The 8,964-nt window shown below is 72.8% G+C and carries 9 protein-coding genes; 5 read left to right on the top strand and 4 right to left on the bottom strand.

What is annotated here, in order from left to right; translation table 11 throughout:
• The 5 genes from VED21_RS33560 to VED21_RS33540 form a co-directional block, all read left to right on the top strand.
• Nucleotides 1-1,021, top strand: a 1,021-nt coding sequence (locus VED21_RS33560; protein WP_324890270.1) for a TIGR04295 family B12-binding domain-containing radical SAM protein, incomplete at its 5' end; no start/stop codon positions are given.
• Between the two features lies 1 nt (nucleotide 1,022).
• Nucleotides 1,023-2,285, top strand: coding sequence for a glycosyltransferase family 4 protein (locus tag VED21_RS33555; RefSeq protein ID WP_324890269.1), 1,263 nt, complete (start codon nucleotides 1,023-1,025; stop codon nucleotides 2,283-2,285).
• 138 nt (nucleotides 2,286-2,423) lie between these two features.
• Nucleotides 2,424-3,572 (top strand): CgeB family protein, encoded by a 1,149-nt coding sequence (locus VED21_RS33550; protein WP_324890268.1) that lies wholly within the window; start codon nucleotides 2,424-2,426, stop codon nucleotides 3,570-3,572.
• Nucleotides 3,572-4,678 (top strand): CgeB family protein, encoded by a 1,107-nt coding sequence (locus VED21_RS33545; protein ID WP_324890267.1) that lies wholly within the window; start codon nucleotides 3,572-3,574, stop codon nucleotides 4,676-4,678. Before VED21_RS33550 ends, VED21_RS33545 begins: the two co-directional genes overlap by 1 nt.
• Nucleotides 4,678-5,775, top strand: coding sequence for a CgeB family protein (locus VED21_RS33540; protein ID WP_324890266.1), 1,098 nt, complete (start codon nucleotides 4,678-4,680; stop codon nucleotides 5,773-5,775). The genes VED21_RS33545 and VED21_RS33540 overlap by 1 nt, the downstream gene beginning before the upstream one ends.
• A 10-nt stretch (nucleotides 5,776-5,785) precedes the next feature.
• On the opposite strand, the gene VED21_RS33535 is transcribed toward VED21_RS33540, so the two are convergent.
• The 4 genes from VED21_RS33535 to VED21_RS33520 all read right to left on the bottom strand — a co-directional run.
• Nucleotides 5,786-6,592, bottom strand: a complete 807-nt coding sequence (locus tag VED21_RS33535) for a YkgJ family cysteine cluster protein (protein WP_324890265.1) — start codon at nucleotides 6,590-6,592, stop codon at nucleotides 5,786-5,788.
• Complete coding sequence (locus VED21_RS33530) at nucleotides 6,582-7,106, bottom strand: GNAT family N-acetyltransferase (RefSeq protein ID WP_324890264.1); 525 nt, start codon at nucleotides 7,104-7,106, stop codon at nucleotides 6,582-6,584. The genes VED21_RS33535 and VED21_RS33530 overlap by 11 nt, the downstream gene beginning before the upstream one ends.
• A gap of 50 nt (nucleotides 7,107-7,156) precedes the next feature.
• Nucleotides 7,157-7,921: a hypothetical protein gene (locus tag VED21_RS33525; protein ID WP_324890263.1), complete on the bottom strand. Its 765-nt coding sequence runs from the start codon at nucleotides 7,919-7,921 to the stop codon at nucleotides 7,157-7,159.
• Between the two features lie 104 nt (nucleotides 7,922-8,025).
• Nucleotides 8,026-8,964 (bottom strand): sensor domain-containing diguanylate cyclase (locus VED21_RS33520; RefSeq protein ID WP_324890262.1); only part of this gene is annotated, 939 nt, incomplete at its 5' end.

The following is an 8,964-nucleotide window of genomic DNA, read 5'->3' as shown; positions in this document are numbered from 1 at the left end:
GATGCGGACCGTCGCGGCGCTGAAGGACGTCGGCCGCCGCATGGTCGCCGTCGGCCCGCACGGTTCCACCACGCCCAAGGCCACCCTGCGCAAGCTGGGGGTCGAGGCGGTGGTGATGGGCGAGTGCGAGGAGGTGCTGGTCCGCATGGCGGCATGCGCCGACTGGCGCACGCTGCAGCACCTGTGCGTGTGGGATGGTGGCGAGGTCCGCGTGAACGGCGGCCCGGCGGCGACGGCCTTCGCCGACCTGCCGGCGCTGCGCTGGCCGGACGAATGGGTGAAGCGGCACCACCACCACCATCACCGCTTCGACGGCGCCCCGACGGCGCCGGGGGCGGAGATGGAGACCTCGCGCGGGTGCCCCTACAGCTGCACCTTCTGCGCCAAGGAGAACTTCCGCGACGCCTACCGCAAGCGCCCGCTGCCCGTCATCCTGGAGGAGCTGGACGGGCTGATCGCGCAAGGTGTGGAGTACGTCTACTTCATCGACGAGATCTTCCTGCCCAACCAGCCGCTGCTGGAGGCGCTGGCAGAGCGGCCGGTGAAATTCGGCATCCAGACCCGGCTGGACCTGTGGAAGCCGCCGATGATCGAGCTGCTGGGCCGCGCCGGCTGCGTGTCCATCGAGGCGGGCGTGGAGAGCCTGAGCGTGGAGGGGCGCGCCGCGCTGGACAAGAAGTGCCGCATGGGCACGGACGAGCTGAGCCAGCGCCTGATCCTGGCCAAGACAGTCGTGCCCTTCGTGCAGGCCAACCTGATCCGCACGGAAAGCGACGACCCGGCCGAGATCAAGGAATGGCGGGCGATGATGCTGGAGCACGGCGTGTGGTCCAACGACCCGGTGCCGCTGTTCCCCTATCCCGGCTCTCCGGAATACCGCCTGCGCTGGGGCCTGCCCGACGACGAGGCGTGGGAGCGCGCGGTGGACCACTACCTGACCCACCACGGCGCCTTCTGCGACCTGCAGGACGAGCGCCCCCTGCCGATCCGGGAACTGGAAACGGTGGCGGGGGACGACTGAGGTGACGGCCGCCGCACACCCCCGCCGTGTCCTGATGACCGCCGACGCCGTCGGCGGCGTCTGGGATTACGCGCTGGAACTGGCGCGCGGGCTGGCGCGGGCGGGGGTCGGCACCTCGCTGGCGGTGATGGGCGGCGGCGTCGACCACCGCAAGCGCGCCGCCGCCGCGCGCATTCCGGGCCTGACGCTGGACGAGGCCCCCTTCCGCCTGGAATGGATGGCCGACCCGGACGCGGACCTGCTGAAGGCCGGCGACTGGCTGCTGGACCTGGAGCGCAAGATCCGCCCCGGCGTCGTGCACGTCAACGGCTACGCCCAGGCGGCGCTGCCGTTCCGCGCCCCGGTGCTGTGCGTCGGGCATTCCTGCGTGCGCTCCTGGTGGCAGGCGGTGCATGGGGAGGACGCGCCGGCCGGCTGGGACCGCTATTCTGCCCGCGTGGCCGACGGGCTGCGCCTTGCCGACCTCGTGGTGGCGCCGACGCACGCCATGCTGGACACGCTGGGCCGCCTCTACGGCGACCTGCAGCGCCGCCGGATGATCCACAACGGCCGCGACGCCGGCCTCTACCGCCCCTTGCCCAAGCAGCCCTTCATCCTCAGCGCCGGGCGCGTGTGGGACAAGGCCAAGAACATCGCGGCGCTGGACGCCGCCGCCCCGCGCGTGGACTGGCCGGTGGTGGTGGCCGGCGACGCGTCCGGGCCGGACGGCAGCGTGCGCACGCCGCGCCACGTCCGCCACCTCGGCCGCGTGCCTTCGGAGGAGCTGGCGCGCTGGTTCGGCCGCGCCGCCGTCTTCGCCCTGCCCGCCCGTTACGAGCCGTTCGGGCTGGCCGCGCTGGAGGCGGCGTTCGCCGGCTGCGCCCTGGTGCTCGGCGACATTCCGACGCTGCGGGAGTTGTGGGACGGGGCGGCGGTGTTCGCCGACCCGGACGACCGCGACGCGCTGGCGCGCGAACTCAACCGCCTCGCCGCCGATCCCCGGCGCCGGCAGGCGCTGTCCGTCGCCGCGCGGCGGCGGGCGCATACGTACACCGCCGCCCGGATGACGCGCGGCTATCTGGACGCGTACGCCACCCTGCTGAACAGGACGCACGCGAACATGAACCAAAGCCCCTCCCCCCTCGCGGGGGAGGGGTTGGGGAGAGGGGGATTTACGCCCGGCAGGGCGGAAGAAGAGTTCCTGGCCGCTGCGCGGCGCCACCCTCTCCCCAACCCCTCTCCCGTCAAGGGAGAGGGGCTTAAGAGGGGGCGTACTTCGCTCTAAGCCCCGTGGCTTACGGGTAGGCTACCCCCGTGCGGAGCGATTACCGCTTTTCCCGGGCTTCGCAGACGGGTCGCCACACGAAACCATGGGCACGACACGCGGCCCCGGCCGCGCCACACCAACGACAAGCGGAAGCCGATGCGCTTCGTTCTCTTCTGCCACTCCCTCGTCTCCTGCTGGAACCACGGCAACGCCCATTTCCTGCGCGGCATCGTCCGCGAGCTGATGGCCCGCGGCCACGCCGTGCGCGTGCTGGAGCCCGCCGACGGATGGAGCCGGTCCAACCTGCTCGCCGACGGCGGTCCGGCCGCCGTGGACGACTTCCACGCCGCCTTCCCCGGCATGACGTCCGAGACCTATAGCCCCGCCACCCTCGACCTGGAGGAGGCGCTGGACGGGGCCGACGTCGTGCTGGTGCACGAATGGACCGATCCGGCGCTGGTCGCCCGCATCGGCCGGCACCGGGCGCGGGGCGGGCGCTACCGCCTGCTGTTCCACGACACGCACCACCGCGTCGTGTCGAAGCCGGAGGAGATGGCGGCGCTCGACCTCTCCGCCTACGACGGCGTGCTGGCCTTCGGCGAGGTGCTGCGGGAGCGCTATCTGCGGCTGGGGTGGACCGGCCGCGCCTGGACGTGGCACGAGGCCGCCGACACCGCCCTGTTCCGCCCGATGCCCGGAGCGCCCGAGGACGGCGACCTCGTCTGGGTCGGCAATTGGGGCGACGGCGAGCGCACCGCCGAACTGCACGAATTCCTGCTGGGTCCCGTCCGCGATCTCAAGCTGCGCGCACGGGTGCACGGCGTGCGCTACCCGGGCCACGCGCTGGAGGCGCTGAAACGGTCGGGCATCGCCTACGCCGGCTGGCTGGCCAACCACAAGGCGCCCGCCGCCTTCGCCCGCCACCGGGTGACCGTGCACGTGCCGCGCCGCCCCTATGTGGAGGCGCTGCCCGGCATCCCGACCATCCGCGTGTTCGAGGCGCTGGCCTGCGGCATCCCGCTGGTCTCCGCCCCCTGGAACGACGCGGAAGGGCTGTTCCGGCCCGGCGCCGACTACCTTGTCGCCCGCAACGGCACCGCCATGGCGGAGCTGCTGCGCGTCCTGCTGAACGAGCCGGCCATGGCCGCGAGCATCGCGCGGTCCGGCCTGGAGACCATCCGCCGCCGCCACACCTGCGCGCACCGGGTGGAGGAGCTGTTGTCCGTCTGCCGCACGCTCGGCGTCACCACCGGCATCGCCAACACCGACATCGCCACCACCGACATCAAGGAGGGCATCGTCTGATGGCCGGTCTCGAGATCGCGTTCTTCGGTTCGAGCCTGGTTTCGGCCTACTGGAACGGCGCCGCGACCTATTACCGGGGCATCATCCGGGCGCTCGCCATGCGCGGCCACCGGGTGACCTTCTACGAGCCCGACGCCTACGACCGGCAGAAGCACCGCGACATCCCCGATCCCCCCTGGGCGCGCGTCGTCGTCTATCCGGCCACCGAGGACGGCCTCAACGGCGCGCTCGACCACGCGCGCGGCGCCGATGTGGTGGTGAAGGCCAGCGGCGTCGGCGTCTTCGACGACGAGCTGGCGGCCGGCGTGCTGTCGATCCGCCGCCCGGACGGTTTGGCCGTCTATTGGGACGTGGACGCGCCGGCCACCCTGGCGCAGCTCGACGCCGAGCCTGAGCAGCCGCTGCGCGGCCTGATCCCGAAATACGACCTCGTGCTCACCTACGGCGGCGGGCCGCCGGTGGTGACGGCGTTCAAGGCGCTGGGGGCACAGGCCTGCGTGCCCATCTACAACGCGCTCGATCCGGCCACGCACCACCCCGTGCCCTTCGACGCCCGCTTCTTCGCCGACCTGACCTTCCTCGGCAACCGCCTGCCCGACCGCGAGGCGCGGGTGGAGCAGTTCTTCCTGGACGCCGCCGGGCGGCTGCCGGACAAGCGCTTCCTGCTGGGCGGCAACGGCTGGCACGACAAGCCGCTGCCGGGCAACGTGAAGGCCATCGGCCACGTCTACACCGCCGACCACAACGCGCTGAACTGCGCCGCCGTGGCGGTGCTGAACATCTCGCGCGAGAGCATGGCGCGGATGGGCTATTCCCCCGCCACCCGCGTGTTCGAGGCGGCCGGCGCCGGCGCCTGCCTGATCACCGACGAATGGGTGGGCATCGAGACGTTCCTGGAACCCGGCACGGAGGTGCTGGTCGCCCGCGACGGTGCGGCGGTGGCCGAACACGTGGCGGCCCTGACGCCGGAGCGTGCGCACGCCATCGGCCAGGCGGCGCTGAAGCGCGTGCTGGCGCACCACACCTACGAACAGCGCGCCGTGCTGGTGGAGGCGCTGCTGTCCGGCACCGACGCCGCCCATTTCCGCCATGTGGAGGGTGTGTGATGGCCCGTGCACTCGACGTTGTCGTCCTCGGCCTGTCCATCACCTCCTCCTGGGGGAACGGGCACGCCACCACGTTCCGCGCGCTGCTGAAGGGCATGGCGGCGCGCGGCCACCGCGTGCTGTTCCTGGAGCGCGACAAGCCCTGGTACGCCGACAACCGCGACCTGCCCAGCCCCGACTACTGCGACGTCGCCCTCTACGACAGCCTGGACGAGCTGGCCGACCGCTACGCCGACACGGTGCGCCGCGCCGACCTCGTCATCGTCGGCTCCTACGTGCCGGACGGCGTGGAGGTGGGCGACTGGGTGCAGCGCACGGCGCACGGCGTCACCGCCTTCTACGACATCGACACGCCGGTGACCGTGGCCCGGCTGGAGCGCGGCGACACCGAATACCTGTCGGCCGGGCAGATCCCCGGCTACGACCTCTACCTCTCCTTCACCGGCGGCCCGATCCTCGACCGGCTGGAGCGGCAGTTCGGCGCGCAGCGCGCCCGCGTGCTGTACTGCTCGGTCGATCCCGAGGGCTATTACCCGGAGCTGGGGCCGGTGCGCTGGGACCTCGGCTACCTCGGCACCTACAGCCCCGACCGCCAGCCGACGCTGGACCGCCTGCTGGTCGAGCCGGCGCGGGCGTGGGAGCGCGGCTCCTTCATCGTCGCCGGGCCGCAGTACCCCGACGGCATCGGCTGGCCGGAGAACGTGGCGCGAGTGGAGCACCTGCCGCCGGCCGAGCATCGCCGCTTCTACAACGCGCAGCGCTTCACGCTGAACGTCACCCGCGCCGACATGGTCGCCGCCGGCTGGTCGCCCAGCGTGCGCCTGTTCGAGGCGGCGGCCTGCGGCGTGCCGATCATCTCCGACCCCTGGAACGGCCTGGAGACGCTGTTCACCCCCGGCGAGGAGATCCTGATCACGAACGACGGCGAGCAGGTCATGCGCTGGCTGCGCGACACCCCCGGCCAGCGCGCCCGCGCCATCGGCCGCGCCGCCCGCCGCCGCGTCATGGCCAGCCACACCGGCGTCCGCCGCGCCGCGGAGCTGGAGGGATACGTGGCCGAAGTGCGCGGGATGCCCCTGTCGGCGCGGGCGTTGTGACGGCCCGACGTCACCCGTTTTCCGCCCGGATCTCCTGCACCAGGAACCGCACCGTGGCGTCGAAATTGGGCTTCGCCCCGCCTTCCGCCGGGATGCCGGCGAACACGTCCTCGCCGGCCAGCCAGCGGGCCTCGGCGTCGGGGGTCTGCAGCACGCGGTTCAGCCCGGCGTTCAGCTCGTACGCCGCGGCCGGCAGCCCGGCCAGCGTCAGCGCGGCGCGCAAGCTCGCCTGATAGGCGCTGCGCAGCTCCAGGCCGGCGGCGGGGCCGGGCAGGCCCTCGCCGCTGTTGGCGCCGAAGGCCCGCGCGCAGGCCTCCGCGTCGAAGCTGGCGAGGCTGCGGCAGGAGCTGGGCCGCACGGCGTAGACGCCGCACGCCCCGTCCTCCAGCAGCGGGCAGAACCGCGGCTCGGCGAAGCGCTCGGCCAGGGTGCGGCCGTGCGTCACGGCGTCCGCCTCGGCCACGCGGGCGGCGACGGCGGCGCGGCGCGGGCCCTTCAGGCTGCGGGCGATCAGGAACAGCTCCGGCGCCGTCACCGCCACGTAGCTGACGCAGCAGTGCGCGCAGCCCCGGCGGCAGGCCGCCGGCTCCGGCTTGGCCCAGCGCAGCGCGGTGTCGAAGCCGGCGTGGATGGCGGCCGCCGCGTCGCCCGCGCGCGTCGCCTCGCCGCGCGCCAGGATGCGCAGCAGCCGCCGCGCCTCGGCGAGCAGCGGGGCGGCGTCCTCGTTCAGCGGGATGCCGTGGCGCAGCAGGCGTTCGTCGTCGCGCTCCTGCTGGCGGCGCTGCTGGCGGGTGAGCGCCACCGGATCAGCCCGCACCACCGGACGGCCGGCGCATGCGGTAGAGCACGTGCGGCAGCCCGGCGTGGATGAAGTCGCGCTCGAAGGCGAAGCCGGCCTTCTCCATCACCCGGCGCGAGGCGGCGTTGGAATGCTGGGTGAAGGCGACGAGGTGCGGGAACATCAGCCGGTCGAAGGCGATGCGCACGATGCCCTGCGCCGCCTCGGTCGCCAGCCCCTGCGCCCAATGCTCCGGCATCAGGGCGTACAGCAGCTCCGTCTCCTCGTAGCCGTCGATGACCTTGCGGCGCAGCCCGGCGCGCCCGGCGAAGGCGCCCGTCTCCCGGTCGCGCAGCGTCCACACGCCATAGCCGTGGCGGTCCCAGTGGTCGATGACGCGCTCCAGGAACGCCTGCGTCTGCTCCAGCGTCCACGCCTTGCCGCCCAGCGTCTCCATGACCTTGGGGTCGGTGTGCATGCGCGTCAGGTCGTCCAGGTCGTCCGGATGGGCACGCGCGGCCACCAGGCGTTTCGTCTCGAACGTCGCGACCACCGTGCCCCTCCTCCCTTGCCGTCACCCCGCGGGCGAATCGAGCCGCCCCGTCACCACCGCCCCGTCACAACTATAGGATCGGCCACCGCCGCGCGGGCGAGGCGGAAGCGCTCCCGCCCCTCCAGCAGCCGTTCCACCATCCGCACCGTGCGCGCCGCCGCCTTGTCCGCCGCCAGAGTACCCGTCGGCAGCACGCGCACGCGCCGCCGCAGCGACGCGTCGTCCCGCGCCGGCAGCGCGGCGCGGCGCATCGCCCGCGCCCGCACCTTCGCCCCGGTGCCGGGGCTCATGCGCTCGCTGGCATGGGCAAGCTGTTCCGTGCGGCGCTCCAGGTCAACAGCGATGTCATCGGCCAGCGCCCGGTCCGCCCCCACCGCCTCCGCCAGTTCGTCCAGCAGGCCCCGCGCCTCCCAGCGCGGGGTCCGGCCGGACGACCACGCCTCGCGCAGCTCGGCCGCCTGGGCGCGCCGGCAGTCCATCAGCCGGTCGAACGCGGTGCGGAGCGCTCCCAGCCGGTGCACCTCGGCGTCCGCGTCGGCCAGCACGGCATTGTACAGCCGGCCGCGGTCGCGGGTGCGCGCCCGGCGCGCCTGCCAGTAGGCGCCCGCTTCCGCCGCGTCCGTCACCTCCGCCGGGCTGCCGGCGAACCCCTGCCCGGCCGTGTCCAGCGCCTTGCGGTGGACGAAGCAGGCGTCCGACGGCTGGGCGTAGCGCGACCCGGTCATGGCGCAGCCGCCCAGCATCGCCATCCCGGCCATCATGCCCGCCACCAGCACCACGGCGCGAACCCCACGTCCACCGCTGAGAACCGGCATGGACAACCCCCGATCGCATCGCTGCCAGGACTTCACCGGCACCGACATGTAATGCGCGGGAGGCCGGGCGCCGAACGGCATTCGGCCTTAGCCCGCCGGGGGTGCTACATGCCGGGCTCGTACACGATGACCCGGTTACGCCCTTCGCGCTTGGCGCGGTACAGCGCCAGGTCGGCGCGGTGGATGGCCTTCTCCAGCGTGTCGACGGAATGGTCGGCCCCGGCGATGCCGATGCTGGCGGTCAGGTGGAACCGCCCCTCCGGCCCCGGGATCGGCATCTTGGCGAGGTGGCGGCGCAGCCGTTCGGCCACCACGCGGGATTCGTCGCCGGTGGTGCCGGGCAGGATGATGACGAACTCCTCGCCGCCCAGCCGGCCCAGCACGTCGTATTCGCGCAGCATGGCCGAACAGGCGCCCGCCACCATGCGCAGCGCGTCGTCGCCGGTGGCGTGGCCGTAGGTATCGTTGATGCGCTTGAAGTGGTCGACGTCCAGCACCAGCACCGACATCGGCTCGTTGAAGCGCTGGGCGCGCGACATCTGCTGGCGCGCCAGCTCCATGAAGGAGCGGCGGTTGTAGATGCCGGTCAGCGGGTCCTTGGAGGCCATGTCGCGCAGCGCCTCCTCCATGTTGCGCCGCTCGGTGTAGTCGTAGATCCAGGCGAGGTTGACCTGCACGCCGTGGATCGACGCCTGGTTCACCGTGAACAGCGTCCAGAAGGTGGACCCGTCGGCCTTCTTGAACTGCACCTCCATGTTGACGACGGAGCCGGACACCTTCAGCCGCTCCACCACCCGGTTGCGCTGGTGCTCGTCCACATAGAAGTCGCGGGCGAAGGCGCCGATCAGCGCCTCGCGCGGCATGCCGATCAGCTCGGCGAAGCGCTGGTTGGCGAAGATCACGCGGCCGTTGTCGCGGCGCGAAACGGACACGCCGATCGGGCTCTGCTCCAGGATGGTTTGCAGCCGCGCCTCGGTCGGCTGGTCGTCGAACAGGTCGTGGATGACGCCGACGATGCCGCCGAAGCCGCCGGCGCTGTCCGA

The organism is Azospirillum sp., from assembly GCF_035627195.1.
In the GTDB taxonomy this organism is placed as follows: Bacteria; Pseudomonadota; Alphaproteobacteria; order Azospirillales; family Azospirillaceae; genus Azospirillum.
This window is presented reverse-complemented; position numbering and strand designations above follow the sequence as displayed.